This window comes from Paracoccus onchidii, from assembly GCF_028294535.1.
In the GTDB taxonomy this organism is placed as follows: domain Bacteria; phylum Pseudomonadota; class Alphaproteobacteria; order Rhodobacterales; family Rhodobacteraceae; genus Paracoccus; species Paracoccus onchidii.
This window is the reverse complement of the sequence record NZ_JAQBIE010000009.1, coordinates 1-24,083: the sequence shown is the minus strand read 5'-3', so window position 1 is coordinate 24,083 and position 24,083 is coordinate 1. Positions and strand designations below refer to the sequence as shown.

General features: G+C 60.2%; 26 protein-coding genes and 1 tRNA gene. 13 read left to right on the top strand and 14 right to left on the bottom strand.

The genetic code is table 11. From position 1 onward, the window contains the following. Window positions 1-3: 3 nt before the first annotated feature. Complete coding sequence (locus PAF17_RS08065) at window positions 4-738, bottom strand: response regulator (RefSeq protein ID WP_408636391.1); 735 nt, start codon at window positions 736-738, stop codon at window positions 4-6. A 134-nt stretch (window positions 739-872) separates the two neighbouring features. Here PAF17_RS08065 and mce point away from each other — a divergent pair, with 134 nt between their 5' ends. Both mce and PAF17_RS08055 read left to right on the top strand, forming a co-directional pair. Beyond that, window positions 873-1,277: a methylmalonyl-CoA epimerase gene (gene mce, locus PAF17_RS08060; protein ID WP_271888591.1), complete on the top strand. Its 405-nt coding sequence runs from the start codon at window positions 873-875 to the stop codon at window positions 1,275-1,277. Further along, window positions 1,277-1,546, top strand: coding sequence for a DUF1467 family protein (locus PAF17_RS08055; protein ID WP_271888590.1), 270 nt, complete (start codon window positions 1,277-1,279; stop codon window positions 1,544-1,546). The genes mce and PAF17_RS08055 overlap by 1 nt, the downstream gene beginning before the upstream one ends. Here the strand turns inward: PAF17_RS08055 and PAF17_RS08050 are convergent. Continuing rightward, window positions 1,503-2,219 (bottom strand): EI24 domain-containing protein, encoded by a 717-nt coding sequence (locus PAF17_RS08050; RefSeq protein WP_271888589.1) that lies wholly within the window; start codon window positions 2,217-2,219, stop codon window positions 1,503-1,505. The genes PAF17_RS08055 and PAF17_RS08050 overlap by 44 nt on opposite strands. Beyond that, the gene (locus tag PAF17_RS08045) at window positions 2,216-2,788 is read right to left on the bottom strand and encodes a nitroreductase family protein (protein ID WP_271888588.1); all 573 of its coding nucleotides are present in this window, start codon (window positions 2,786-2,788) and stop codon (window positions 2,216-2,218) included. The genes PAF17_RS08050 and PAF17_RS08045 overlap by 4 nt, the downstream gene beginning before the upstream one ends. Window positions 2,789-2,895: 107 nt before the next feature. Here PAF17_RS08045 and PAF17_RS08040 point away from each other — a divergent pair, with 107 nt between their 5' ends. Further along, window positions 2,896-3,144 (top strand): DUF167 domain-containing protein, encoded by a 249-nt coding sequence (locus tag PAF17_RS08040; protein ID WP_271888587.1) that lies wholly within the window; start codon window positions 2,896-2,898, stop codon window positions 3,142-3,144. On the opposite strand, the gene PAF17_RS08035 is transcribed toward PAF17_RS08040, so the two are convergent. Further along, the gene (locus PAF17_RS08035; RefSeq protein ID WP_271888586.1) at window positions 3,141-3,389 is read right to left on the bottom strand and encodes a hypothetical protein; all 249 of its coding nucleotides are present in this window, start codon (window positions 3,387-3,389) and stop codon (window positions 3,141-3,143) included. The genes PAF17_RS08040 and PAF17_RS08035 overlap by 4 nt on opposite strands. Before the next feature lie 180 nt (window positions 3,390-3,569). Here PAF17_RS08035 and PAF17_RS08030 point away from each other — a divergent pair, with 180 nt between their 5' ends. Together PAF17_RS08030 and PAF17_RS08025 are read left to right on the top strand one after the other, a co-directional pair. Further along, window positions 3,570-4,292 carry a M48 family metalloprotease gene (locus PAF17_RS08030; protein ID WP_408636393.1) on the top strand — a complete coding sequence of 241 codons (723 nt, stop codon included), beginning with the start codon at window positions 3,570-3,572 and terminating at the stop codon, window positions 4,290-4,292. 412 nt (window positions 4,293-4,704) lie between these two features. Continuing rightward, window positions 4,705-5,091, top strand: a complete 387-nt coding sequence (locus PAF17_RS08025; RefSeq protein WP_271888584.1) for a hypothetical protein — start codon at window positions 4,705-4,707, stop codon at window positions 5,089-5,091. Between the two features lie 27 nt (window positions 5,092-5,118). On the opposite strand, the gene ilvN is transcribed toward PAF17_RS08025, so the two are convergent. The 3 genes from ilvN to PAF17_RS08010 all read right to left on the bottom strand — a co-directional run bounded on the left by ilvN (window position 5,119) and on the right by PAF17_RS08010 (window position 8,490). Beyond that, a complete protein-coding gene (gene ilvN, locus PAF17_RS08020) occupies window positions 5,119-5,679 on the bottom strand; it encodes an acetolactate synthase small subunit (RefSeq protein ID WP_271888583.1) in 561 nt (186 codons plus the stop codon). Between the two features lie 61 nt (window positions 5,680-5,740). After that, window positions 5,741-7,495, bottom strand: a complete 1,755-nt coding sequence (locus PAF17_RS08015) for an acetolactate synthase 3 large subunit (RefSeq protein ID WP_271888582.1) — start codon at window positions 7,493-7,495, stop codon at window positions 5,741-5,743. Window positions 7,496-7,650: 155 nt separating this feature from the next. Then, entirely contained in the window at window positions 7,651-8,490 is an 840-nt protein-coding gene (locus PAF17_RS08010) for an arginyltransferase (RefSeq protein ID WP_271888581.1), read from the bottom strand. A gap of 196 nt (window positions 8,491-8,686) precedes the next feature. On the opposite strand from PAF17_RS08010, the gene PAF17_RS08005 reads away from it, so the two are divergent. Further along, window positions 8,687-11,476: a [protein-PII] uridylyltransferase family protein gene (locus PAF17_RS08005; RefSeq protein WP_271888580.1), complete on the top strand. Its 2,790-nt coding sequence runs from the start codon at window positions 8,687-8,689 to the stop codon at window positions 11,474-11,476. Here the strand turns inward: PAF17_RS08005 and PAF17_RS08000 are convergent. Together PAF17_RS08000 and carA are read right to left on the bottom strand one after the other, a co-directional pair. Beyond that, window positions 11,473-13,587 carry a glycosyltransferase gene (locus PAF17_RS08000; protein ID WP_271888579.1) on the bottom strand — a complete coding sequence of 705 codons (2,115 nt, stop codon included), beginning with the start codon at window positions 13,585-13,587 and terminating at the stop codon, window positions 11,473-11,475. The two genes, PAF17_RS08005 and PAF17_RS08000, sit on opposite strands and share 4 nt — an antisense overlap. A gap of 77 nt (window positions 13,588-13,664) precedes the next feature. Further along, complete coding sequence (carA, locus tag PAF17_RS07995; protein ID WP_271888578.1) at window positions 13,665-14,813, bottom strand: glutamine-hydrolyzing carbamoyl-phosphate synthase small subunit; 1,149 nt, start codon at window positions 14,811-14,813, stop codon at window positions 13,665-13,667. 177 nt (window positions 14,814-14,990) lie between these two features. On the opposite strand from carA, the gene PAF17_RS07990 reads away from it, so the two are divergent. Beyond that, window positions 14,991-15,455 (top strand): GatB/YqeY domain-containing protein, encoded by a 465-nt coding sequence (locus tag PAF17_RS07990; protein WP_271888577.1) that lies wholly within the window; start codon window positions 14,991-14,993, stop codon window positions 15,453-15,455. Window positions 15,456-15,502: 47 nt separating this feature from the next. Beyond that, a complete protein-coding gene (locus tag PAF17_RS07985; RefSeq protein WP_271888576.1) occupies window positions 15,503-15,691 on the top strand; it encodes a DUF3008 family protein in 189 nt (62 codons plus the stop codon). Between the two features lie 6 nt (window positions 15,692-15,697). On the opposite strand, the gene PAF17_RS07980 is transcribed toward PAF17_RS07985, so the two are convergent. The 4 genes from PAF17_RS07980 to lipB form a co-directional block, all read right to left on the bottom strand. Continuing rightward, window positions 15,698-16,201: a DUF2244 domain-containing protein gene (locus PAF17_RS07980; protein WP_271888575.1), complete on the bottom strand. Its 504-nt coding sequence runs from the start codon at window positions 16,199-16,201 to the stop codon at window positions 15,698-15,700. Continuing rightward, window positions 16,201-17,877: a cytochrome c oxidase subunit I gene (ctaD, locus tag PAF17_RS07975; RefSeq protein ID WP_271888574.1), complete on the bottom strand. Its 1,677-nt coding sequence runs from the start codon at window positions 17,875-17,877 to the stop codon at window positions 16,201-16,203. The genes PAF17_RS07980 and ctaD overlap by 1 nt, the downstream gene beginning before the upstream one ends. 191 nt (window positions 17,878-18,068) lie before the next feature. After that, the gene (locus PAF17_RS07970) at window positions 18,069-18,497 is read right to left on the bottom strand and encodes a c-type cytochrome (RefSeq protein WP_271888573.1); all 429 of its coding nucleotides are present in this window, start codon (window positions 18,495-18,497) and stop codon (window positions 18,069-18,071) included. Between the two features lie 123 nt (window positions 18,498-18,620). Then, window positions 18,621-19,295, bottom strand: coding sequence for a lipoyl(octanoyl) transferase LipB (gene lipB, locus PAF17_RS07965; RefSeq protein WP_271888736.1), 675 nt, complete (start codon window positions 19,293-19,295; stop codon window positions 18,621-18,623). Window positions 19,296-19,394: 99 nt separating this feature from the next. On the opposite strand from lipB, the gene PAF17_RS07960 reads away from it, so the two are divergent. Together PAF17_RS07960 and PAF17_RS07955 are read left to right on the top strand one after the other, a co-directional pair. Continuing rightward, window positions 19,395-19,481 (top strand) — tRNA-Leu (locus tag PAF17_RS07960). Window positions 19,482-19,817: 336 nt separating this feature from the next. Then, window positions 19,818-20,750 carry an IS5 family transposase gene (locus PAF17_RS07955; RefSeq protein ID WP_271888572.1) on the top strand — a complete coding sequence of 311 codons (933 nt, stop codon included), beginning with the start codon at window positions 19,818-19,820 and terminating at the stop codon, window positions 20,748-20,750. A 58-nt stretch (window positions 20,751-20,808) separates the two neighbouring features. Here PAF17_RS07955 and PAF17_RS07950 read toward each other — a convergent pair whose 3' ends face one another. Next, window positions 20,809-21,672: a DMT family transporter gene (locus PAF17_RS07950; protein WP_271888571.1), complete on the bottom strand. Its 864-nt coding sequence runs from the start codon at window positions 21,670-21,672 to the stop codon at window positions 20,809-20,811. Window positions 21,673-21,786: 114 nt separating this feature from the next. Here PAF17_RS07950 and PAF17_RS07945 point away from each other — a divergent pair, with 114 nt between their 5' ends. From PAF17_RS07945 to PAF17_RS07935, 3 genes are all read left to right on the top strand, one after another. Continuing rightward, the gene (locus PAF17_RS07945; RefSeq protein WP_271888570.1) at window positions 21,787-23,169 is read left to right on the top strand and encodes an aminotransferase-like domain-containing protein; all 1,383 of its coding nucleotides are present in this window, start codon (window positions 21,787-21,789) and stop codon (window positions 23,167-23,169) included. A gap of 178 nt (window positions 23,170-23,347) precedes the next feature. After that, complete coding sequence (locus PAF17_RS07940) at window positions 23,348-23,905, top strand: DUF429 domain-containing protein (protein ID WP_271888569.1); 558 nt, start codon at window positions 23,348-23,350, stop codon at window positions 23,903-23,905. 52 nt (window positions 23,906-23,957) lie between these two features. Beyond that, the coding region (locus PAF17_RS07935) for a transposase (RefSeq protein ID WP_271888735.1) at window positions 23,958-24,083 on the top strand (126 nt) is incomplete at its 3' end.

Below are 24,083 nucleotides of genomic sequence, written 5' to 3'. Positions count from 1 at the left end.
GACCTACATCTCGGCCACATCCGCAAGGCGATCTTTGACCATGCTGCTGATACGGGCCAGATCTGCCGCCAACGCGTGACCGGCCTGATGATCATTGGCCAGTGCGGTTGCTGCGGCCTCCAATGCCGGATCATGCGCCGAACGCGCAACGCCCGCCAGAAACCGTGCGATGTAATCGATGGCGCGCGTGTCATGCGCATTGCTGAGAATTTCAGCCACATGGAAAAGATCGTCGCGCAACCCGGAGGCATCGGGATGGATCACGTCATCAGGCAAGGCCCGCAACCCTGTTCCACGTGATTCGGCGGGCAGACCCGACAAGATGGCCTGTTGGAATACTGCAAGGCTTTCGACCGGTTTGGCCAGAAAACCGTCGGCACCCGCCGAAATCGCATCGTTTTCACGCTCTGGATCGCCGGAGATTCCCAGTATGACGGGCACACGCGGCGTCGCGCATGAGATCTGCGCGATCAGGTCGGCCCCGTTTCCGTCAGGCAGGCCGAGATCAACGATGACCACCGCCGGACGATAGTTTTGCAGATGTCGCGCAGCCGAACGAAGACAGTCCGCGCGGCGGATACGCGCCCCCGAGCGCAGGCACAAAAGGCGCACCGCCTCGCTGGCAAAGCGCGAATCTTCGACCACAAGCACCGTCAGGCCCGTCAGTGGTCGCCCCGGCAGGGACATGCGCCACATCGGCAAGGTTTCTTTCGGCTCGTTCCCGAGATCGGTCAGCATCTTCCGTCTCCCCGTTCTGGATCGCTGTCCATCTCAGTTAGCCGTTGATTCGCTAAGAACCGGTTAACACGCGACAAGCTGTCTCTTTTGATTTTGGCGTGGAGGGCCTAGAAACAACGGAAATGGAGATTGCGATGATCGGACGACTGAACCATGTGGCTATTGCCGTGCCGGACCTGCAAGCGGCTGCCGCGCAATACCGGGACACGCTGGGTGCGACCGTGGGTCCTGCCCAGGACGAACCCGATCACGGTGTGACGGTGGTGTTTATCGAATTGCCCAATACCAAGATCGAGTTGCTTTACCCATTGGGTGAAAACAGCCCGATCCAGGGCTTTCTGGACAAGAACCCTGCGGGCGGTATTCATCACATGTGCTATGAGGTCGAAGACATTCTGGCTGCGCGCGACCGGCTGAAATCCGAAGGTGCGCGGGTTCTTGGCAGCGGTGAACCCAAGATCGGCGCGCATGGCAAACCGGTCCTGTTTCTGCACCCCAAGGATTTTAATGGCTGCCTGATCGAATTGGAGCAGGTCTGATGAATCTGACCGGCGGAATCGTTCTTTATGCCGTTTTGTGGTTTCTGACCCTGTTCGTCGTCATGCCTTTTGGTCAGCGCAGCCAGCAGGATGCCGGGGAAATCGTTCCCGGAACCCCGGCGGGCGCGCCCGCAAATCTGCCCGTCAAGCGCAAGATGCTTTTGACGACGCTGATCTCGGCTGCGATCTGGGGCGTGATCGCCTGGATCATTCTGGGGGGCATCGTTACCCGTGCCGATATCGAGGCGCTGGACCAGATGTTCCGCTGAGCATGTGAAACAGATGCGTGAATGCCGCCGCCGCCAACAGGGGGACGGCGATATTCACGAAAGGTATCGTCAGCCCGATTGCAACCAATGCGCCGGCAAAGGTAACGCGTAGCCCGTTGTGTCGGCGCAGCGTATTTGCCTGTTCTTCGTTCAGGTGCCGGCGTGCGGCCATCTGAAAGAACTCTCGTCCCAACAGCCAGCCATTCGCGGTGTAGAACAGAACAGGCGAAAGCGGCCCGATAAACGGCGTCAGGATCAAGGTGACAATACCGACCCCGATCACCGCTGCCACCACTGCCAGGGATTCAAGCAGGCCATCCAGAAAATCCAGCGAACGCCCGCGTCGCGTCGGATAGTGGATTGCCTCCACGGCTTCGGCGACACGTTCTGCAAACAGACCTGCAAATCCCGCAGCGACCGGCGCCATCAGGAAGAACCCGAGGATCGGGAATAATGCCAGAGATCCCCAGGACAAGACGTTGCCGATATCGAACTGGCCCAACCATGGCAGGGTAACGCTGCCCGAGGTGATGAACCGTATAAGCCAGAAAGTCGCGGCTTGCAGCGCGACGAACAGCATGATCGTCAGTGCGATTCCCGTCAGGACCAGCGACAGTATCCTGGGTCGCAACATGTCCGCCCACCCGGCCAGCAATGCGCGAACGGCAATCATGGCAGCCAGGTCGTCTTTTCCTGCACGTCGGGGCGGGGGCGTTCAGGAGGCGTGTCGCCACGCGTGCCGATATGGACGAGGCCCGCGACCCGTTCATGCGCGGCCAGTCCAAGATGTGCCTCGCCAAATCCCTTGTTCAACGCGGCGTGACCCGTCAGCCATGCCGCGCCCCAGCCTGATGCAAGCGCCGCATTCACAAGGCCAAGGCAAAGCGCCCCGGCCGACAGGAATTGTTCCCATTCCGGTATCTTCTCGCTTGCGACGGGCGAAGAAATCACGGCAACCACAAGGGGCGATCCAAAGGCTGCCGCCGCCTTTTCGGCCGCCGCACCATCCTGGCCGCTGGCCAGCACCTCTTGGCGCAGAACCGGCGCCAGACGATCGAGTGTTTCGCGTTCAAGTATGACAAAGCGCCAGGGCTCCAGCTTGCCGTGATCGGGCACGCGGGCGGCCAGCGTCAGCAGTTCGGTCAACTGGCTGCGGGTCGGGGCGGGGCCGGTCAACAGCTTGGGCGGATGAGAACGACGTTGGGCCAGAAAGCTCAGGGCGGCTTCGTTGCGATACTCCATGCGGGTCTCCTCTGTCCTGTCGCGCCCGGCGGTTCTTGCAGAGGGTTGAGCATAGCACAAGCCAAAGACGCTTGTGCCGGGCCGGGCTGCGCGGTCAGAATGACGGCATGACAGATCTGCGCCATCTTGCCCAGCCGGGTGCCGAAATCGCGCTGCGCGCCACCCCGCGTGCCGCGCGCAATCAGATAAGGCTGGAAGATGGCCTGCTGCGTGTCTATGTCACCGCCGCCCCCGAAAAGGGAAAGGCCAATGACAGTATCAGGAAGCTGTTGGCCAAATCCCTCGGGGTTGCCAAGACGCGCCTCGTTCTTGTTCGTGGCGAGGCATCGCGTGAGAAGATGTTTCGCCTTGATTAATCATCCGTGCGCTGGATGCGGTAATTGCCTTCGGGCAAATTCAGCGCCAGCCGCAATTCCGTAAGCTGATGCATGGTAAAGGCCACGCGCGCCACCTGATCGGTCTGTGGGTCCATTTGTTCGATGACGACGCGATCCTCGAAGGACAGGATCACGACATCTTCGTTCAGCGGACGGGTGTTGGGTTCGGCCTCGTCGATCAACGTGATGACCGTGGCGTCGAAATCATGCTCGATCGTGAACATCAGGTTCTCCTTGTTGTTGCCTAACATTCGCGCGAACTGGCCCGCGCGACAAGGCGAGAGGGTTTGCGCCTGCTGCCTCTGGCGGATAAACATGACTTCAAGATCGTGATGAACACGGTCAATGCATGGCGTGAGGCAATCATGAGCAAGGGCACCTGGTCTCGCTGTTGGGCGACTGCCATGCTGGTCGCGGTTCTGGCGATCACGGCATGCGCACCGATTCCGGGGAATCAGACCCAAGGCCCTCCTCCGACCCCGGAACGCGCCCCGGTGCTGGAAAATGATGGCACGCCCGAAAGCACGGCCCGCACGTTTATCGGTGTCATGAGCCGTATGGAACCGGCGGTCGAGCGGGAATGCAGGCAGCGACGGACGCAGCCGATCAATTGTGATTTTCAGTTCGTGATCGATGACAGACCCGGACTGGAACCCAACGCCTTTCAGACCATCGATGCGACTGGCCGCCCGATTATCGGCATGACCCTGTCCCTGATCGCGGCAACCCGCAATGGCGATGAAATCGCCTTTGTCGTCGGGCATGAGGCCAGCCATCATGTGCTGAACCACCTTGACCGCAAGGCCGGTGCGGCAGCCGCCGGAGCCGTGATTCTAGGCAGCATCGCGTCGGTTTACGGTGTCGACGAAGCCACGATCGAGGCGGCACAGGAAATCGGGGCGTCCGTCGGGTCACGCTATTATTCCAAGGAATGGGAATTGCAGGCCGACTATCTCGGGGCGATCATGGCGCTGAATGCGGGATATGACCCAATGAACGGCGCAAAGTTCTTTGAGCGCATCCCGGATCCGGGGGACCATATTCTTGGTTCGCATCCGGCACGCGCCGCGAGACTGGCCGAAGTCAGGCGCGCGGTCGACGATGTTCGCAGTGGTCGGGCGCGCTAACCGGCGCGAGCAGGTTGCGATTCGTCCAGATTATGGCGCCTGTATTTTTACAAGGTACACAACCCTGAATTGATCAGACTCTTGCCTGAATGCGCGGTTTATTGCTGGATGCCTGCACAGATCTGTAACAAAAACGTCGTAAATTGCCCCGGCCATAGTGCTTTGTCTGTGGCATATTCGCCGCACCAGTAAAGGAAACCCGTCTCTCTATCCTTCGTATTTTGTTTGTTAACAGTAGCTTGCCGCGATTCTGGGTTGGATTTCATGACATATGCGCAATTTTACCTACGACGAGGCGGAAAAAAGCTGGATCATCGGCGGATTTTTGCTCTAGTTAGTTAACAATGTACAAAAATACAGTATCGGACTGATTGACCCGATCGTGTTGAGTCGAATGTCGAAAGAGGTGCCCATGATCGGGGTTGTCGTCTGGAGCAATGCAGAACGAGAAAAAGCCGTTATTTGGTGCGAAGATCAGGCTTCGCTGGCATATCTGCAAGGACGTGTCGATTTCTTGGAATCGAAGCCCTGGACAGAACCGGGTGATCTTGTCGAGCTTGAATCAGAGATGGTGGGAAAGCTGCGCCACGCCCGGAAAGTACGGGTGCTGAGCGAGCATGCCTGCCCCGAACTTCCCGAGATGCTGAAGGGGAATTCAACCGAACCGGCGGACGATCTGGGCTATTCCGAGGAATGTCACCTGCGTGTCGTGTCGCGGCAAGATGACGACATCGCAGGCCCGGCCAATATCGCAACACCGGGAATGCCCGGCCCGGGCAAGCTCTGCGTCGGGCGCTGACCCTGCCAGCGCCCGCATGGGGTGCCCTTACGCGCCGCGCGCCAATGCCGCCACGCCGGTGCGCGCCAGATCGCTAAGGCCCAGAGGGCGCATCAGGTCGGCAAATGCATCCAGCTTGGTAGATGTACCAACCAGTTCGAAGACAAAGCTTTCCAGGGTTGAATCCACGACATTCGCACGAAAAATCTCGGCGATGCGCAGTGCTTCGACGCGTTTGTCCCCCTGACCCGCGACCTTGAACAGACCCAACTCGCGTTCAACCGACGGCCCTTCGACGGTCAGGTCATGGACTTCGTGGACCGGAACGATCCGCCCCAGCTGAGCCTTGATCTGTTCGATCACGGCCGGCGTGCCACGGGTCACCACGGTGATGCGCGACTGATGCCCTTCGTGATCCACTTCTGCCACTGTCAGGCTGTCGATATTGTAACCGCGGCCGGAAAACAGTCCGATCACGCGGGCCAGGACACCGGGTTCGTTCTCGACCATGACGGCCAGCGTATGGCGTTCTTCGTAGTCGGCATTCGGGTCGCGCAGATCATAAGCCGAATGGCTGGACGCGCCTTTTTGGATGTTCAATGCGTTCATGTTCAGCCCCTTATGGTGCATCAAGATTGGAACTGCGGGGGATGGCCCCCGCAGGCGGTCGCTACACCAGAACGGCGCCGTCGGCCTGAATTGCACCCTGGGTTTCCGCTTCGCCCAGCAACATTTCGTTGTGAGGTTTCCCCGAGGGAATCATCGGAAAACAGTTTTCGTGCTTTTCGACCAGAACGTCCAGAATGTAGGGGCCGTCATAGTCGAGCATGTCCTGAATGGCGGCATCCAGATCCTTGGGGTCGCGCACTTGCGCGCCCTTGCAGCCAAAGGCCTCGGCCAGTTTGATGAAATCCGGCAGGCTGTCGGACCAGCTTTGGCTATAGCGTTCACCATGCAAAAGCTGCTGCCACTGCCGGACCATGCCAAGGCGTTCATTGTTCAGGATGAACTGCTTGACCGGCAGCCGGAATTGAACGGCGGTGCCCATTTCCTGCATGTTCATCAGCCAGCTTGCATCACCCGCGACATTGATCACCAGTGCCTCGGGATGCGCCATCTGAACGCCGATCGAGGCAGGCAGGCCATAACCCATCGTTCCCAGTCCGCCCGAAGTCATCCAGCGGTTGGGTTCGTCAAAGCCCAGATATTGCGCGGCCCACATCTGGTGTTGCCCGACCTCGGTCGTGACATAGCGGTCACGGTCCTTGGTCAGCGCCTCAAGGCGTTGCAGGGCGTGTTGCGGCTTGATGATGGTGTCGCTGTTGCGGAAGAACAGACAGTTCTTGGCCTTCCAGCCCTCGATCTGTTCCCACCACTTGCCGAGCGCGGTCTTGTTGGTCTTGCGTCCGCGTGACTTCCAGACCTTCAGCAGATCTTCCAGAACATGGCCGACATCGCCCACGATGGGCAGATCGACATGAACGACCTTGTTGATCGACGACGGATCGATATCGACATGCGCCTTGATCGAGTTCGGGCTGAAATCAGCGATACGCCCGGTGATCCGGTCATCGAAACGTGCGCCCAGATTGATCATCAGATCGCAGCCATGCATGGCAAGATTGGCCTCATACAGACCATGCATCCCCAGCATCCCGATCCAGTTCTGCCCCGATGCCGGGTAGGCGCCCAGACCCATCAGCGTCGAGGTGACCGGAATGCCGGTCGCGTCGGCCAGTTCGCGCAGCAACTGGCTTGCGCCCGGGCCGGAATTGATGACGCCGCCACCCGTATAAAGAATCGGACGCTCGGCCTGTTCGATCATTTCGACTAGGCGCGTGATCGCCGCAAGGTCACCCTTGCGCACGGGCTGATAGCGACCGGTCTCGACCTGTTTGGGTCCGACATACCCATCCGTGGCAAATTGCACATCCTTTGGAATGTCGATCAGCACGGGACCGGGCCGGCCTGACGTCGCAACCTGAAACGCCTTGTGGATTGTTTCGGCCAGCTTTCCGGTATCCTTCACCAGCCAGTTATGCTTGGTGCAGGGGCGGGTGATGCCAACGGTGTCTGCCTCTTGAAAGCCATCGGTGCCGATCATGAAGGTCGGAACCTGCCCGGACAGCACCACCAGCGGAATCGAATCCAGCAGCGCATCGGTCAGGCCCGTGACGGCATTGGTTGCACCCGGGCCAGATGTCACCAGAACGACGCCGGGCTTGCCTGTCGCGCGGGCATAACCCTCGGCCATGTGAACGGCACCCTGTTCGTGGCGCACCAGCACATGGGTGATGTCATTCTGCTGGAAAATTTCATCATAGATGGGTAGCACCGCCCCGCCCGGATAGCCGAATACGGTATCGACGCCCTGATCGCGCAGCGCTTCGACAACCATTCTTGCACCCGTCATCATTCGGGACATCTTCTTCACTCCATCTTGTCACAAATCACCGCGTCCTATCAAACCCGGTGTCGGCGCAAATTATGGAGGCTGTTAGGCAGGGTCAATGGGGTGTCGCAGATAAAATGACGCGACACGGTGAAATATTGTAATTTTCTTTCGCGCCTTTGCGCGGGCTAACGGTCGAACTGCGGCAGGGCGATCCGGGCGACCTGTTCGACGATCGGGTCGACCGAGAGCGGATGTGATTGGTTGGAATGATCTTCCGGGTCGCCGATGTCCTGCCAGACCCCGCCCTTGTAGATTTCCAGCGCCGAGAAGCGGGCCTTGTAATCCATCTTGCGACTGCCGGGCACCCAATATCCAAGATAGACATAGGGCAGTTTGGCGGCACGGGCGATTTCGATATGGTCCAGAATCAGATAGGTGCCAAGGCTGGCCGCGCGCATCTGCGGATCATAGAAACTATATACAAGGCTCAACCCGTCATCGAGCACATCCGTCAGGCACACCGCAGCCAGATGGTCATCACCTTCGGCGATTTCCTTGGCGCGCTCGGCGGTGCTGCGATATTCGATGACGCGGGTCTTGACCGGTGTTTCTTCGACCATGGCGGCGAATTCGAAAATATCCATATCGGCCATGCCGCCATCGGCGTGACGTTGGTCAAGATACTGGCGGAACAGGTCGAACTGTTCTTCGGTGGCCCATGCGCTGGTGGCCAACCGGCGAATTTCACGGTTTTTGCGCAGCAATCGGCGCTGGGTCCGGCTCGGCTTGAAATCGGCGACGCGGATGCGTGCGGACATGCAGGCGACGCAACTTTCGCAGCTGGGGCGATACAGCACATTCTGCGACCGGCGAAATCCCTGTCGCGACAGCGCGTTATTCAGCTCGGCTGCGTTTTCACCATGCAGCGCGGTGAACAGTTTCCGTTCGGCGCGCCCGTGCAAATAGGGGCAGGGCTGCGGAGCGGTGACATAGAATTGCGGCGCATGGGGCAGCGTATGGCGCATCAGGGGCACCTCGCAGAGCGAATGAACAGGTCACATTGTTTCATGTGTGCGCTTACGAGTCCGGGGTCGCCTTCGTTGATTTCGACCAAAGCCTAGCAATGAAACTTCGATGCGCCAAGCGCCGAAAGGTTAATTGGTCAAGAACCGGCGGCGGTGTTTTATTGACGATGCAACGGCATTCTCTACTGTGGCGCCCATGAATTTCGCAGATGCAATTACCCGCTTTCCCCTGGCGCTCGAGCATGAGCGCGTCGGTCATATCCGTGATCTGTTTGCCGATATGGCACAGCCCGTGGTCGATTTGCTGACCGCAACGGCAGGCTGCAGCCCTTATCTTGCCGGGCTGATCGAAAAAGAGGCCGATTGGCTGCGGCAAGGGGCGCTGGATCGCCCGGATGTCGTGGCGGTCGAAACAGAAGGTTTCGAAACGCTGGATGCGGCGCAGCTGGGGGTAGCGCTGCGAGGGGCGAAACGGCGGGTTGCGCTGTATGCTGCGCTGGCGGATCTGGGCGGGGTGTGGCCGCTGGAACATGTTACCAAAGCGTTGTCTGACCTGGCGGATCGCGCCGTTGATCTGGCGCTGCGCGTGCATGTCGCGCAGGAAGAACGGCGCGGAAAACTGCCCAAGACCTCAGCTGATGCGGGGGGGATCTTCGCCCTGGCCATGGGCAAGGGCGGTGCGGGAGAGCTGAACTACAGTTCGGACATCGATCTGATCGTCTTCTATGATGACAGCGCATATGATCCCGAGGACCAACACGAAGCCCGCGCGGCGTTGATTCGCGCAACGCGCAAGATGGCTGCCACCTTGTCGGATGCGACCAGTCACGGCTATGTGTTCCGCACGGATTTGCGCCTGCGCCCGGACGCGGCGGTGACGCCGGTCTGCATCTCGGCGTCGGCGGCGCTATCATATTACGAAGCGGATGGGCGGACATGGGAACGGGCGGCGTTCATCAAGGCGCGCGCCGCTGCGGGGAATATCGCCGCAGGCGAGCGTTTCCTGCACGAGCTGCGCCCCTTTGTCTGGCGCAAGCATCTGGATTTCGCGGCAATCCAGGACGCGCATGACATGCGCTTGCGCATCCGTGATCACAAAGGGTTGGGCGGCAGGCTGGAGGTTCCCGGCCATAACATGAAACTGGGACGCGGCGGCATTCGTGAAATCGAATTCTTTACCCAGACACGGCAATTGATCGCCGGGGGGCGCGACCCGGAACTGCGCAATCGCGACACCGTTGGCGGGCTGAAGGCATTGGCGACCAAGGGGTGGGTGCCCGAACCCGTAGCCGATGAACTGATCGATCACTACCGGCAGCATCGCGACATCGAACATCGTATCCAGATGGTCAATGACGCGCAGACCCACAGCCTGCCAAAAGACCGGGCCGGGCTGGCGGTAGTGGCCGCGATGATGGGATGCGATGATGTTCAGGCATGGTCGGACGCCCTGAAGACCCGCCTTGAACGTGTGCATGAACTGACGGAATCCTTCTTTGCCCCGGGCGAAGAGGCCGAGCGCCCCGAAATGTCCGTCGAGGCGCAGGAAATCATCGACCGCTGGCCGGGCTATCCGGCATTGCGCTCGGCCCGTGCGCAGGAAATTTTCAAGCGGGTCGAGCCTGAACTGTTGAATCGCATGGCGCGCACTGGTCATCCTGATGATGCCCTGCAGCGATTTGACGGGTTCCTTTCGGGGCTGCCTGCCGGTGTGCAGCTGTTTTCGCTGTTCGAAGCAAATCCGCAATTGATTGAACTGATTGTCGATATTTGTGGGACGGCGCCCGGACTGGCAAACTATCTGTCGCGGCATTCCTCGGTTCTGGATGCCGTTCTGGGGGGAAGTTTCTTTTCCGCATGGCCCGGACGGGCCGGGTTGCAAGATGATCTTGCATCGGTGTTGAACAGCGCATCGACCAGTCCGAATGGGGGGTATGAAAAGGCGCTGGATGCCGCGCGCAGATGGGCGCATGAATGGCATTTCCGGATCGGCGTGCATCACCTGCGGGGGTTGATCGATGCCGATGAGGCAGGGGGGCAATATGCCGATCTGGCGGATGCCTGTGTCGCGGCGCTTTTCCCTGTGACTGCGCAGGAATTTGCACATCGTCATGGGCCATGTCCGGGGCGGGGCGCGGTGGTGCTGGGCATGGGTTCGCTTGGGGCCCGCATTCTGCACGCAAGTTCGGATCTTGATCTGATCGTGATCTATGATGCTGACGGCGTTGATGCGTCCGAAGGCCCAAAGCCTCTGGCGTCCCGGCCGTATTATGCGCGTCTGACACAGGCCTTGATCACGGCTGTGTCCGCGCTGACCGCGGAAGGGCGCCTGTACGAGGTGGACATGCGTTTGCGGCCGTCGGGGCGGCAAGGGCCTGTGGCAACCTCGGTTCAAAGTTTTCAGAACTATCAGCTTTCCGAAGCCTGGACATGGGAACATCTGGCCCTGACCCGTGCCCGTGTCACTGCTGCCGTCGGATCTGGTGCCGCCGAACTGGCGCAACGGGTCGAGGCATTGCGACTGGATGTCCTGAAGCAGCGGGGAAGCGATGCGCGCGTCATGCCGGATCTGGCATCCATGCGCGCCAGGATTTTCGCGGCCAAGTCTCCGGGCGGGCCATGGGAAACCAAGATCGGTCCGGGCAGGTTGCAGGATATCGATCTGTTCGCGCAATCCTGCGCGCTGCGGGCAGGGGAAAGCGCGCGGGGCACACTGGCGCAGTTGCGCGCCGGGCGCCGGGCGGGATTGCTGGACGATCAGGGTTATGGCGTGCTGACAAAGGCGTTCAGATTGCTTTGGCGCCTTCATGCATCGGGACGTCTGCTGACCGAAGGACCATTGTCAGCCGAAGGGATTGGTCGAGGCGGTCAAGAGTTTCTGCTCCGCGAGACTTCTTGCATACAGGTCGGGGATCTGCGTGCCGCGCTTGACGATTCAACGCAGGCAGCCGCACAGCTGATTGGCGCGCGACTGCCGGCCGACTAGCCGGCGCGGGCGATCTGTTCCACAGGCTGCACCGCGTCCCCTTGAGGCTGCGGTGCAGGTGGTGTCTCTTGCAGTTCGGCAATGTCGGCAAGGCTTCGACCACCGATCGGGCCGAGTACCGGCAACATCACGGTTCCGGGGATGGTGACGGGCTGTTCTTCGCTGTCAGTGGCTTCATAGATGCCATGTGCGGTCTTGTCCCAGTAGAACGGTTTGACGATGACCTCATAGATCGCTTTCCAGCCCGCGACACAGCCCAACGGAAAATACGCATGCAATGTCGCCACCCACGGCAGCAGATGACGGTGTTTTGCACCCCTGACGGCATAGAGCCCAATGACCAGGTTGATGGTTTCCGAAACGATGAACAGACCAATCAGCGCCATCAGGGCGTATCCGCCGACCAGCGGCCCCAAAGTGTCGGTGACGGGATGGGGCAGCCCGACTGACAACAGCCAAAAGCTCCAGAGCATGGGTGCCAGAAGATATTGCGTCAGCATGGCCAGAAACTGGATCTGAAACCCCATGAACCGTCGTGGTCCGAGATCCCGCCACAGGCCTATGGGGTTACGCATATGCACCCCCCAGGTCAGCGCGAACCCTTTCAGCCAGCGCGATCGCTGTTTTATCCAGGGCAAGACGCGGCAATTCGCCTCTTCGTCGGTGGTGGTCTGAACGATTTCGGTCTGCCATCCCCGCCGGGCAAGCCGCACGCCCAGATCGGCATCTTCGGTCACGTTCCATGCGTCCCATGCGTCGACATCATCCAGTGCGGCGCGCCGGAAAAAACAGGTTGTTCCGCCCAATGGCACCACCAGACCCAACCGCGCGATGCCCGGCAGCAATACGCGAAACCAGGCCGCATATTCCACGGTAAAGCATCGCGCCAGCCAGTTGGTGCGAGGGTTGTAGTAATCCAGGGCGCCTTGAACGCAGCCGGTGTCGTCGGGCGCAAAATGGAACTGCCGCGCGATACGGTGCAACTGGTCGGGGTCTGGTCGGTCCTCGGCGTCCCAGATGCCGATGATCTGTCCCCGGCAGAAGTTCAGGGCATAGTTCAACGCGCGGGGTTTGGTCTTGATTGGTCCGTCCGGCACCTCGACCACACGGATCCAGTTGGGCAACGTCGCGCCATGCAACGCGTTCAGGGTTATGGTGTCGCTGGTCTCGATGGCCAGAACGATATCAGTCAGTTCACGCGGATAGCTTAGCCTGGACAGCCGTGCCACCAGCTTGGTTGTGACGTCGCTTTCCTCATATAACGGCACGATGACCGATATGACCGGCAGGGGCGCGCGCATTTCGCGCATGGCGGGGTGTTGTTCCAGCGGTTCAACTGAATTGCGTCGCGCAACGCGGTCTGCACCGAGTGTCGACAGAAACGCCACCAGCTTCAGTCCGGTCTGGGCGATCAGGCCAATTGCGACAATCGCGGTCAGCACGGCAAACAGTAAAGCGGGCATCAGAACCAGCCCGGCCAGCATGATGCCGATCAGCATGACCGCGATACGGCCAATCAGGGCCTCGTTGCGGCTGCGGCAGCTTTCCTCGGGGGCGACACGCAATTCAGCCGCGCGGATCATATGCCCGCGCCGCGTGGACAGGATGGCGTCGCGCACCTGATCTTCCTGGCACAGCAACATACGGATATTCCCAAGCTTTTCGCGCAGATCGTCCTGAATGTCAGCGAATAGCTCTGGTCGTGCCGTCGCGACCCATGTTGTGCCCCCGATTCGTCGCCATGGCAGGATCGCATGGGTCAGGCAAAACGCGGCGCCGATCGTGTCGATCAACCGTGGGTCACCGGGGGTCCTGACCGGATCCAGCGCCGAGGTCCGCCACTGGCGAGACAGGGCGCGGGTCAGAGCCTCGGGGGTGACCCAGCCATGGGTTAGCAAGATCTGGCCCAGCCGCGCCTTTTGGCGCTGGCGCATGACGATCGCCTTCAGCAGATCGCCCGAATCGACGGCACCATCTTCCAGCAGGATCTGGCCAAGCGGGGCCATGTTCCTTGCCGCCATGGTCGAGGCGGCAAGGTCCTGACCTGTTTCGATTGCCGGGGCGGGTGCGGGCTGCCGCAGGAAATGAAGGTCCGGTGCATGATTGGCCATGGGCAGATCCTTTCGGGATTGCCCAAGGCTTGGCACAGGTCAGGTTAACAGGAGGTTAAGGCCCGTCTGGTTGTCAGTCAGTCGCGGCGCGCCTGCATCGAATCCGCGAAACGCCGGAACAGATACATGCTGTCCTGGGGGCCGGGGGCGGCTTCGGGGTGATACTGCACTGAAAAGACCGGCTTGTCGGCGACGCGAAGCCCGCAATTGCTGCCATCGAACAGGCTGACATGGGTTTCGACAACGCCGTCAGGCAGGCTTTGGGCATCCACGGCGAAACCGTGGTTCATCGAAGTGATCTCGACCTTGCCGGTTTCGTTGTCGCGCACGGGATGGTTCGCGCCATGATGGCCGTGGCCCATCTTGACCGTCTTCGCCCCCAGCGCCAACGCAAGCATCTGATGCCCCAGACAAATGCCGAAAATCGGCATGTCGCGGCGCAGCAATTCCTGAATCATCGGGACCGCGTATTCGCCAGTTGCGGCGGGATCGCCCGGCCCGTTGGACAGGAACACGCCTTCGGGTTCATGTGCCATGATCTCGTCGACGGTGGCGGTTGCCGGCAGCACGGTCACCTCCGCGCCATGGGTGACAAGCGAACGCAGAATGTTGCGCTTTGCGCCGTAATCAAGCGCAACCACCTTGTAGGGTTTGTCCTGCGTTGCCGCGCCAAAGCCCGCCTGCCATTCCCAGCTGCCCTCATCCCAGCGATAGCTTTGGGTGCAGCTGACCTTTTTGGCCAGATCCAGCCCGACCAAGCCTTGCCATTCGCGGGCCTTGGCAACCAGCGCCTCGATGTCGAAATTTCCGTCCGGATCATGGGCCAGCACCACATGGGGGGCGCCCTGTTGCCGGATGGCCCGTGTCAGGCGGCGGGTATCGACGCGCCCCATGCCGATGCGTCCGCGCCGGGTCATCCAGTCGGTCAGTTCCGATGTCGCCCGCCAATTCGAAGGTTCGGTCGGGTCCCAACGGACGATAATACCGCTGGCAACGGGATCCTCTGCCTCGTCATCTTCGGGGGTGACGCCGGTATTCCCGATATGGGGAAAGGTAAAGGTCACGACCTGGCTGGCATAGGAAGGATCGGTCATGATCTCTTGATAGCCGGTCATGGCGGTGTTGAAGACAAGCTCCGCCACTACCTCACCGGTAGCTCCGAAACCCTGCCCGTAGAATACTGTTCCGTCAGCAAGCGCTAAACAGGCGGTCGGTTTTATGGCCATGTCGGCACCTCTGTCTGAAATCAGCCGGTGAATAGGGTCGTAACGCCCCGAGGTCAAGTCGGGCGGTGACAATGACGCGATGTCTTCTCTTGATTATATGGTCGCGCTTGCCTAAATCGCCAGCTTTCCGGCACGTGCAGATCATGTGCCCAATGGGGTTGCCCAAAGGATAGACAGATGGATTTGCGAGGCAGACTGCAAGCCGCCACCAAAGAGGCCATGAAGGCGCGCGCAAGCGAACGCCTGTCCACGTTGCGCCTGATCGGTGCGGCGGTGAAAGATCGCGAGATTGCGGCCCGCGGCACCGATGGTGACGGGGGCGAATTGGCAGATACGGACCTGATTGCGATTCTGTCCAAAATGGTCAAGCAGCGTCAGGAATCTGCCAAGGCCTATGAAGAGGGTGGGCGGCTGGAGCTTGCGCAGCAAGAAGAAGGCGAAATCAGCGTCATTCAGGAATTCCTGCCCCGTCAGCTAAGTGACGACGAAGCCGCAGCCGCGGTAGATGAGGTCATCGCCCAGCTTGAGGCCGGCAGCATTCGCGACATGGGGCGCGTCATGGCGGAGCTACGCAACCGCTATGCCGGGCAGATGGATTTCGGAAGTGTCGGCGCAATGGTCAAGGCACGACTTCTGGGCTAGGCGAAACCACCTGCCCCTGCCGCGCGTTGTCACGGCAGGAGGTCAGAATGCCCGCCAAGTCAAAAGCACAACAAAGGGCCGCAGGTGCGGCCCTTTCCGCAAAACGCGGAGAAACCCCGGTCAGCGACCTGCAGGGCGCTTCGCGCGACATGTATGACAGCATGTCCGAAGATCAGCTTGAAGATTTCGCATCGACCGGACTGGACGGTCTGCCCAATAAGGTCGAGGGCGACTGATATGGGTTACCGGGCCTGCCGGACGATTTGCAGATTGCGCTGAAGTTCACGGCACAATGCCCGGCGTTCTTCAGGTGTCAGAAACGCCCCCAGCTCGATTTCGCGCTGTCCGTCGGTCAGTGTCAGATAGTCTTCGACCGGACCATCGCGCAGCATTGCGCGCACCCAGTAGCTGTTGGTCGTCCAGACCCGATCGGCCCGGCCCGTATCATGGCGGGTCAGATTCAGACTGCGATCGTTCAGTGACAGGATTTCCTGGGTTTCACCGCTGCGATAGCTGCGTTGCAGCCCATGCCACAGGCCCCAAAGCGTCAGCGCGACAAAAGGCAGCAATCCCCATAAAACCACGGTTCCAAGCACGGCGATCATCGGCAGTGCGATCAGAACCGCCGTAACTGAAATGAACCAGACAAAGCCGCGGCGGGGCAGGGACCGGAACGGCCATAACCTCAGCTCAAACGAAACGGCCCCGGAATCATCCGGGGCCGTGTGTATCCATTCATAGGGCATCAGTGCGAATGCGCATGGTCCCAATCTTCGCGCTTCGGCAGTTGCTCGAACGTGTGTTCGGGCGGGGGCGAAGGCAGGGTCCATTCCAGGGTATCTGCGTATTCGTTCCAATAGTTGTTGGCGGTCACGCGCTGGCCATAGCGCAGCGTGTAGAACATGACACCAATGAAGAACAGGAACGAGGCAAAGGACAGATATGCGCCGAGCGAGCTGATATTGTTCCAGAACGCAAATTCGACCGGATAGTCGATATAGCGGCGCGGCATGCCCTGACGACCCAGGAAATGCTGGGGGAAGAAGGTCAGGTTGGCACCGATGAACATCATCCAGAAATGCAGCTTGCCGGCCCATTCAGGATATTGGCGGCCCGACATCTTGCCGACCCAGTAATAGACACCGGCAAAGATAGCAAAGACCGCACCCAGCGACATCACATAATGGAAGTGCGCCACGACGTAATAAGTGTCGTGATAGACGCGATCCAGCGGCGCCTGGCTTAGAACCACACCGGTCACACCGCCGACGGTGAACAGGAACAGGAAGCCAAAGGCCCACAGCATCGGGGTCTTGAACTCGACGCTGCCGCCCCACATCGTCGCGATCCACGAAAAGACCTTGATGCCCGTGGGCACGGCGATCGTCATGGTGGCCAGCATGAAGTAGCTTTGCTGGGTCAGCGACATGCCGACGGTGTACATGTGGTGCGCCCAGACGACAAAGCCCAGAACACCGATCGCGGCCATGGCCAGAACCATCGGCAGATAGCCGAAGATCGGTTTCTTGGCGAAAGTCGCGATGACATGGCTGATGATGCCAAAGCCGGGCAACACGATGATGTAGACTTCCGGATGGCCAAAGAACCACAGGATGTGCTGGTACAGGATCGGGTCACCGCCGCCGGCCGGGTTGAAGAAGTTGGTGCCGAAATTGCGGTCCATCAGCAGCATGGTGATGGCACCGGCCAGAACCGGCAGCGCCAGAAGGATCAGCCATGCGGTGATAAAGACCGACCAGGCGAACAGCGGCACCTTGAACAGGGTCATGCCGGGGGCGCGCATGTTCAGGAAGGTGGTGATGATGTTGATCGCACCGACGATCGAGGAAGCGCCCGAAACGTGGACGGCAAAGATTGCCAGGTCCATCGAATAGCCGCCCTCGGTGGTGGAGAGCGGCGGATACAGAACCCAGCCGACACCCGAACCCATCTGCTGGTTGCCACCCGGCGTCAGCAGCGAAGCAACGCCAAGCGCCACACCGGTCACATAGAGCCAGTAGCTGAGGTTGTTCAGCCGCGGAAAGCTCATGTCCGGGGCGCCGATCTGCAAGGGCATGAAATAGTTGCCAAAGCCGCCGAACAGCGCCGGAATCACGACGAAGAACATCATCAGGACGCCGTGATAGGTGATCATCACGTTCCACAGATGGCCGTTCGGCGTGCATTCGACCGTCGAATCGGCGATGAAGCGTGCGCCTTCAAGGCACATGTACTGCACGCCGGGGTGCTGTAGCTCCATCCGCATATAGACGGTAAAGCTGACCGAGATCAGCCCGACCAAAGCGGCCGTGAAAAGGTAAAGAATACCAATGTCCTTGTGATTGGTGGACATGAACCATCGGGTAAAGAACCCGCGCTGGTCGTGATGGTCTTCGTGGCCGTGAGCGGCTGCGTCTGCCATACCCGAACTCCCTCAGAATGTCTTCGAGCCGGTCTGGCAGACCGGCATAGTTCCGCGCTTCTTCTAGACCAGCGCCGCGCACCCGGCAATGGATCGCGGTATCGGAAAATTGAAAGCTCCCGCAAGAATATCACATTCAGCGGGAGCGATGTGGCCCGAAACTGCGACCTTAGGCCGCAGTGTGGGTGCTTTTACTCGGCCGCGTCGGGCGAGACGCTGGCAAGATAGGCCGCAACATCCGCCTGATTCTTCCGCATTTTAAAGGTCATCTTGGTCTTGGCCTTGTCGTCACCGGTCTTCTCGCGCACGAAAGTGTTAGGGTCGGTGATATAGGCGGCCAGATCCTCGACGGTCCAGACCTCGCCCGAGGCCTGCAATTCGACCAGGGCGTCAGAATATTTGAAGCCTTCCTCGCTGCCGGCCGCGCGGCCGATGATGCCGTAAAGGTTGGGGCCGGTCTTGCCGCCCTTGACGATGGATTCACCCTCGGGTGATTCGATCATGTGGCAGGCTTTGCACTTGCGAAATTCCTTTTCGCCCGCGGCGACATCGCCGTCCTGGGCAAACGCGGGCATGGCTAGGGTCGCGCCCAGAAGGGTGCCGATCATTACAAGTTTCATTCTTGTCTCCTCGCTAAACCAGTTAATTCCATTCAAATAACGGTCCCTACCTCTATAGGGCGTGAAAATCTCATTTCCATCCCTAGAAAGGTCGTATGCGGCAATCTGTAGCTGTCGTGGATTTCAGTCGAAGACGCGCTCAAAGCTGTCGCGCAGCGCGACGTCAAGGTCGCTCATGCTGACGGGCAGGCCCAGATCGACAAGGCTGGTCACGCCATGGCCGTTGATGCCGCAGGGCACGATGCCGCCGTAATGTTCCAGATCGGGTTCGACATTGATCGAAATGCCATGAAAGCTGATCCAGCAGCGCAGTTTGACGCCGATCGCGGCAATCTTGTCCTCGCGCGCAGAGCCGTCGGGCAGGGCCGGTTTCTCGGGGCGCGGCACCCAGACCCCGACACGACCCTCACGAATTTCGGCCTGAACGCCGAATTCCGAAAGGGCGGCGATGACCCATTGTTCCAGCCTGGAGACGAAGCGGCGGACATCCTTGCCGCGCCGGTTCAGATCCAGCATCACATAGACGATCCGTTGTCCGGGGCCGTGATAGGTATATTGCCCGCCGCGCCCGGCAGCATGGACCGGGAATCGTGCATCCAGCAGATCGGATGCCTGCGCGCTGGTGCCGGCCGTATACAGGGGCGGATGCTCGACCAGCCAGACAAGTTCATCCGCGCTGCCCTGATGGATGGCGGCGACGCGCGCCTCCATGAAGGCAACCGCATCGTCATAGCCTGTCAGGCCTTCGCTGATGATCCATTCAACCATGCCAGCGCAATTGGCCCGAAAGGCCGCGATCGTCAAGCGCCGGCGATGCGAAAGCCAAATGTTCAGGGGCGTAAAATCCCTCTTTTCATTTCCGTGCGGCTGGGCTAAGACCCGCGGCACTGCCCGGATGCGGTCGTGGCGGAATTGGTAGACGCGCAGCGTTGAGGTCGCTGTTCCTTAACCGGAGTGGAAGTTCGAGTCTTCTCGACCGCACCAAAATATCGTTGAAAATTGATGTTTTTCAATCGCTTAGGTTGGTTTGGTTTTTCCCAGTCCTCCTTGCGGTCCCCCTTTGGGTTTTTGCTTGGCGTTGTGGTAGGCTTGCTGTTTGAGCGAAAAACTCTCCACCCTCCATTGATATCACGCGCCACGATTGGTTTTGGCGAGTTCAGGGTGCTGAAACGCTTCAAGTGAGCGGTGCTGATTCGGTTTTTCCGATTTTTTGTCGTATCCTTGAAGTTAATAGCTCCATCAAATGCCTTCGCCCGGGCCTTGTTGCACATATCGGTGAGAGGGATTCAGTTCGGGAATCCGGATAGTTAGATCTCTGGCATGCCCAAGCCTGTGAACTCCCGCTACCGCACGACGAACTGGTCCGACTATAACGCTTCCCTACGGAGACGCGGCTCACTGTCAGTCTGGTTTGATCCGGAGATGCCCTGGCATGCAGGGCGCAGCGGAAGGCGCGGGCACCCGGAGACCTTCTCCGACAGCGCAATCCAGACCTGTCTCACGTTAAAAGTCCTGTTCGGCCTGCCGCTGCGTCAGACCGTCGGGCTGGTTGCGAGCCTAATCGAAATGGCGGGGCTCGACTGGCCGGCGCCCGACTATTCGACGCTGTGTCGCCGCCAGGCCCGCATCAGGATTCAGAACCCGTACCGGTGCTCTGGCCAGCCGCTGAAGCTGTTGGTTGATCGTACCGGTATCCGCTTTCGCGGCGACGGCGAGTGGCTGGCCCGCAAGCATGGTGCGACGCGCAGGCGGGAATGGCGGAAGGTTCATCTGGCGATGGACACCGCGACAGGCGACATTCGCGGGGTTGAGTTCACGTCGAGCCGGCAGGGAGACAGCCCCATCCTTCCAGAGCTGTTGTCCCAGATCCCCGCCAACGAAACCGTCGAGACGGTCACTGCCGACGACGCCTATGACACCCGCCGCTGCCATGCGGCAATACTCGAGCGCGGAGCGGAGCCGATCATACCGATCCGTCGCAATGGTCGCGCTTGGAAGCCGGATTGCCCGGCCGCGATCTCGCGCAATGACATCCTCAAGGCGACAGGCCGCTTGGGGCATTCGATCTGGAAAAAGTGGGGCGGCTACCACGCGCGAAGTCGCGTCGAAGCCCAAATGAACCGCTTGAAGCTCTGCGGCGAACGGATCATGTCACGCGATCCCGACCGCCAGACCGCCGAAATCCAAATCCGTATCGTCATCATGAACCGCTGCTCGGCCCTCGGAAGAGCTGCGGTCGAAGCCTTGGCCTGAAACCGATGGGGAAAGGGGATCCTCATCCTCTCGTTCGATTAGCGCAACAAGGCCGGTTTCAGGCGGCGTACCTCTTCGCTCCCGCGACGCAAAGAACGACGGCTAACGCACTGGCGATCATCGGCCATGCGACAGGTTCGTCCAGCAGGAGTGCGGCCAGCAACAGGCCAAAGAAGGGCTGCAGCAGCTGCAACTGACCAACCCCCGCGATTCCGCCGAGGGCCAGCCCGCGATACCAGAAGACAAACCCGACCAGCATGCTGAAGATGGCGACATAACAAAGGCCCAGCCATCCAGGCAAGGTCACGGCGCGCAGGCTTCCCGGCCATGTGATCGCGGCCAGTCCGGCCATGAACGGTAAAGAGAGAAGCAGTGCCCAGGAAATGACCTGCCAGCCGCCAAGGCGCCGCGACAGTGTTGCACCTTCTGCATAGCTCAACCCGCAAACAACGATCGCACCCAGCATCAAAACATCGCCCTGAAATGTTCCCTCACCGCCTTGCGACAGCGCAAAACCCGCAACCGTCGCCGCACCAAGCAGCGAAAACAGCCAGAAGGCCGGGCGGGGGCGCTCTCCGCCACGGATCACGCCAAACAGCGCCGTCGCCAGTGGGAGTAACCCGATGAACACAATGGAGTGCGCGGCCGTAACTTGCTCCAGCGCCAGTGCGGTCAACAGCGGAAAGCCGATCACTACGCCGAGCGAAACGATGATCAGGGGCAGAACGTCGCGCCGCCCGGGTCGTGTTTGACGCAGCATTGACAGCGCCAATCCGCCCAGCATGGCGGCGATCACCGCCCGCGCGCCCGTCAGAAACAGGGGTGAGAAATCCGCAACCGCCACGCGCGTCGCCGGCAGCGATCCGCTGAAAATCAGCACCCCGATAAACCCGCTGCTCCATCCCGCCAGTCTCTGTTCCATCATGCCCATCCGTTTTGCCTTGGGGTAGGCGATCATGGCTGGCCGCGATAGAAACAATCCCATACAATTTGAACAAACTGTATTGCCAATGTGACCCAAACAATCTCGCGACCGATGAGCCAGCCAAAGACAAAAACCGAAACCCTGATGCAGGCGTTGCGCGACCGCATCGCTGGCCGCGCACTTGGCCCTGGCGACCGCGTGCCCTCGATCCGGCGCTTTGCCGAGGTAATGGGCGTGTCGCCTTCGACCGTGGTAGAGGCCTATGACCGCCTGGCCGCTGAGGGGATGATACGGTCGCGGCGCGGGTCGGGATTTTACGTCGCCGCGGCGAATATCCCGCCGATGAAGGTGGCGCAGATGGGGCCGCCGCGCGCTCGCGATATTGACCCGTTCTGGGTGTCGCGTCAGGCCCTGAACGCAGGGCCCGGCACCTTGCAACCGGGTTGCGGCTGGTTGCCAGAGGATTGGATGCCACAGGAGGCCCTGCGCAAGGGCCTGCGCGCGCTAGCAAAATCCGGCGGAGCCGTGCTGACCAGTTACGCCAGTGCGCAGGGCTCCGACGCGCTGCTGCGGGTGCTGCAAACCCGCTTTGCCGAAGAAAACCTGCCGGTTGCGCCCGATCAGGTCATGCTGACCGGCTCGGCCTCACAGGCAATGGACCTGATCTGCCGACTGCTGCTGAATCCGGGTGATACCGTACTTGTAGACGACCCGGGCTATTTCAATTTCCACGCGCTGCTCCGGGCGCATCGGGTGCACGTGATCAGCGTGCCTTACGGACCAGACGGCCCCGACCCCCACGCCTTCGCAGCCGCGATGCAACAGACACCACGCCTGTATATCACCAATTCGGCGCTGCATAATCCGACCGGGGCAACGATCTCACCGCAGAACGCCCATCGTGTGCTGTCGCTGGCAGCTGCCCACGATCTGACCATCGTCGAAGACGAAACTTTCGCCGATTTGGAGCCCGAACCATCGCCGCGCCTTGCTGTGCTGGACGGGCTGAACCGGGTGCTGCGGATCGGCGGGTTCTCCAAGACGCTGTCGGCTTCGTTGCGCTGCGGCTATATCGCGGGGCGCGCGGACTGGATCGAGGCACTGGTTGATCTGCAGGTCGCTACCAGCTTTGGTGGCCCAAGCCCCGCAGCCGCCGAATTGCTGGCCGGGGTGCTGATCGGCGGCGGCTATCGCAAGCACCTGACCAATCTACACCGCCGGCTTGCGACGGCCCGCAAGCGTGCCACCGCGCAGCTTGCACTATTGGGCATCGCGCCCCTGATAAGGCCGCGCGGCGGCTTCTACCTGTGGTGCCGTTTCTCCGACGGTATCGATACGGGCGAAATCGCCAGGCGCTGCGTGGCCGATGGCGTGATACTTGCGCCCGGTAATGTCTTCAGCCCCTCGGAAAACGCTGATCGCTGCATGCGCTTCAACGTCGCCCAGATGGACAATCCTCACATCTATGTGGCGCTAAAAAAGGCGATGGCCTAAGAACGGGCCAAGGGTTCGCATCGCGGAGGGGTCGGCCCTGAGCCGGCGTTCGCCGGAATTGGCCTCGCTGCAGTGCAGCTTCCCCGAACCGGACGTTCAAGTCTTGCGCAACAACTCAGCCGACGCAAAGCTCTCCGATAAGCAGGATGATTCACCAAAAAATACGAAGGCTTAGAGCATGACGCTGTTTCTCGGATACGATCCAGGCGGAAAAGGAAAAAACGGTGTCGCGGCGATTCAGGTGGTTTCTGACATGCCAAAGATTGTGGACAAAGCGACTGTTCGCGATGCGGCTGAGGCGCTGTCTTGGCTTCAGCCTCATGCAAAAACAGCGGTTGCACTCGGCATAGACACCCTCCTGGCCTGGTCCCCAAAAGGTGGGAGGGCCTGCGACGATGCTCTGCGACGCAGGTATGGCGGCAACTCGATTATCGCTCAAAACTCCCTGTACAGCTCCATGACCTTGAATGGCGCGATTGTCGCCAAGCGACTTGGATTGCCGGTCTACGAAAGCCACCCCAAGCTGTTGCTCCGCGTATCCGGCGAGAATGCAATCAGCGAGCTCTATCAAGACGCACTGGCAAGCTCAGGAGCAGACCACGAGGGTGATGCCATCGTTGCAGCTTGGTGTGCAGCCATGGGGCACAATCGAAAATGGATTGTGAATCTCTTCTCGGACCTTGAAGATGACATAGAACTTGTGGTGCCCGGAGCTCGCTACCCTTGGTTTGAATAGCCCCTAGATTCGTAGACGCCTTCTTCCCTAATTTTGAGGCAAGGAGGCCGAGATGGGCAAAGGCAATTTCAGCGCCGAGTTCAAGCGTGACGCGGTCGCGCAGATCACCGAGCGGGGCTACCCGGTTGCGGAGGTTTCGCAACGGCTCGGGGTAAGCGCGCATTCTCTCTATGCATGG

Coding starts and splice junctions, on each gene's coding strand:
- PAF17_RS08065 (WP_408636391.1), bottom strand. CDS start 738: ATGCTGACCGATCTCGGGAACGAGCCGAAAGAAACCTTGCCGATGTGG.
- mce (WP_271888591.1), top strand. CDS start 873: ATGATCGGACGACTGAACCATGTGGCTATTGCCGTGCCGGACCTGCAA.
- PAF17_RS08055 (WP_271888590.1), top strand. CDS start 1,277: ATGAATCTGACCGGCGGAATCGTTCTTTATGCCGTTTTGTGGTTTCTG.
- PAF17_RS08050 (WP_271888589.1), bottom strand. CDS start 2,219: ATGATTGCCGTTCGCGCATTGCTGGCCGGGTGGGCGGACATGTTGCGA.
- PAF17_RS08045 (WP_271888588.1), bottom strand. CDS start 2,788: ATGGAGTATCGCAACGAAGCCGCCCTGAGCTTTCTGGCCCAACGTCGT.
- PAF17_RS08040 (WP_271888587.1), top strand. CDS start 2,896: ATGACAGATCTGCGCCATCTTGCCCAGCCGGGTGCCGAAATCGCGCTG.
- PAF17_RS08035 (WP_271888586.1), bottom strand. CDS start 3,389: ATGTTCACGATCGAGCATGATTTCGACGCCACGGTCATCACGTTGATC.
- PAF17_RS08030 (WP_408636393.1), top strand. CDS start 3,570: ATGCTGGTCGCGGTTCTGGCGATCACGGCATGCGCACCGATTCCGGGG.
- PAF17_RS08025 (WP_271888584.1), top strand. CDS start 4,705: ATGATCGGGGTTGTCGTCTGGAGCAATGCAGAACGAGAAAAAGCCGTT.
- ilvN (WP_271888583.1), bottom strand. CDS start 5,679: ATGAACGCATTGAACATCCAAAAAGGCGCGTCCAGCCATTCGGCTTAT.
- PAF17_RS08015 (WP_271888582.1), bottom strand. CDS start 7,495: ATGTCCCGAATGATGACGGGTGCAAGAATGGTTGTCGAAGCGCTGCGC.
- PAF17_RS08010 (WP_271888581.1), bottom strand. CDS start 8,490: ATGCGCCATACGCTGCCCCATGCGCCGCAATTCTATGTCACCGCTCCG.
- PAF17_RS08005 (WP_271888580.1), top strand. CDS start 8,687: ATGAATTTCGCAGATGCAATTACCCGCTTTCCCCTGGCGCTCGAGCAT.
- PAF17_RS08000 (WP_271888579.1), bottom strand. CDS start 13,587: ATGGCCAATCATGCACCGGACCTTCATTTCCTGCGGCAGCCCGCACCC.
- carA (WP_271888578.1), bottom strand. CDS start 14,813: ATGGCCATAAAACCGACCGCCTGTTTAGCGCTTGCTGACGGAACAGTA.
- PAF17_RS07990 (WP_271888577.1), top strand. CDS start 14,991: ATGGATTTGCGAGGCAGACTGCAAGCCGCCACCAAAGAGGCCATGAAG.
- PAF17_RS07985 (WP_271888576.1), top strand. CDS start 15,503: ATGCCCGCCAAGTCAAAAGCACAACAAAGGGCCGCAGGTGCGGCCCTT.
- PAF17_RS07980 (WP_271888575.1), bottom strand. CDS start 16,201: ATGCCCTATGAATGGATACACACGGCCCCGGATGATTCCGGGGCCGTT.
- ctaD (WP_271888574.1), bottom strand. CDS start 17,877: ATGGCAGACGCAGCCGCTCACGGCCACGAAGACCATCACGACCAGCGC.
- PAF17_RS07970 (WP_271888573.1), bottom strand. CDS start 18,497: ATGAAACTTGTAATGATCGGCACCCTTCTGGGCGCGACCCTAGCCATG.
- PAF17_RS07955 (WP_271888572.1), top strand. CDS start 19,818: ATGCCCAAGCCTGTGAACTCCCGCTACCGCACGACGAACTGGTCCGAC.
- PAF17_RS07950 (WP_271888571.1), bottom strand. CDS start 21,672: ATGGAACAGAGACTGGCGGGATGGAGCAGCGGGTTTATCGGGGTGCTG.
- PAF17_RS07945 (WP_271888570.1), top strand. CDS start 21,787: ATGAGCCAGCCAAAGACAAAAACCGAAACCCTGATGCAGGCGTTGCGC.
- PAF17_RS07940 (WP_271888569.1), top strand. CDS start 23,348: ATGACGCTGTTTCTCGGATACGATCCAGGCGGAAAAGGAAAAAACGGT.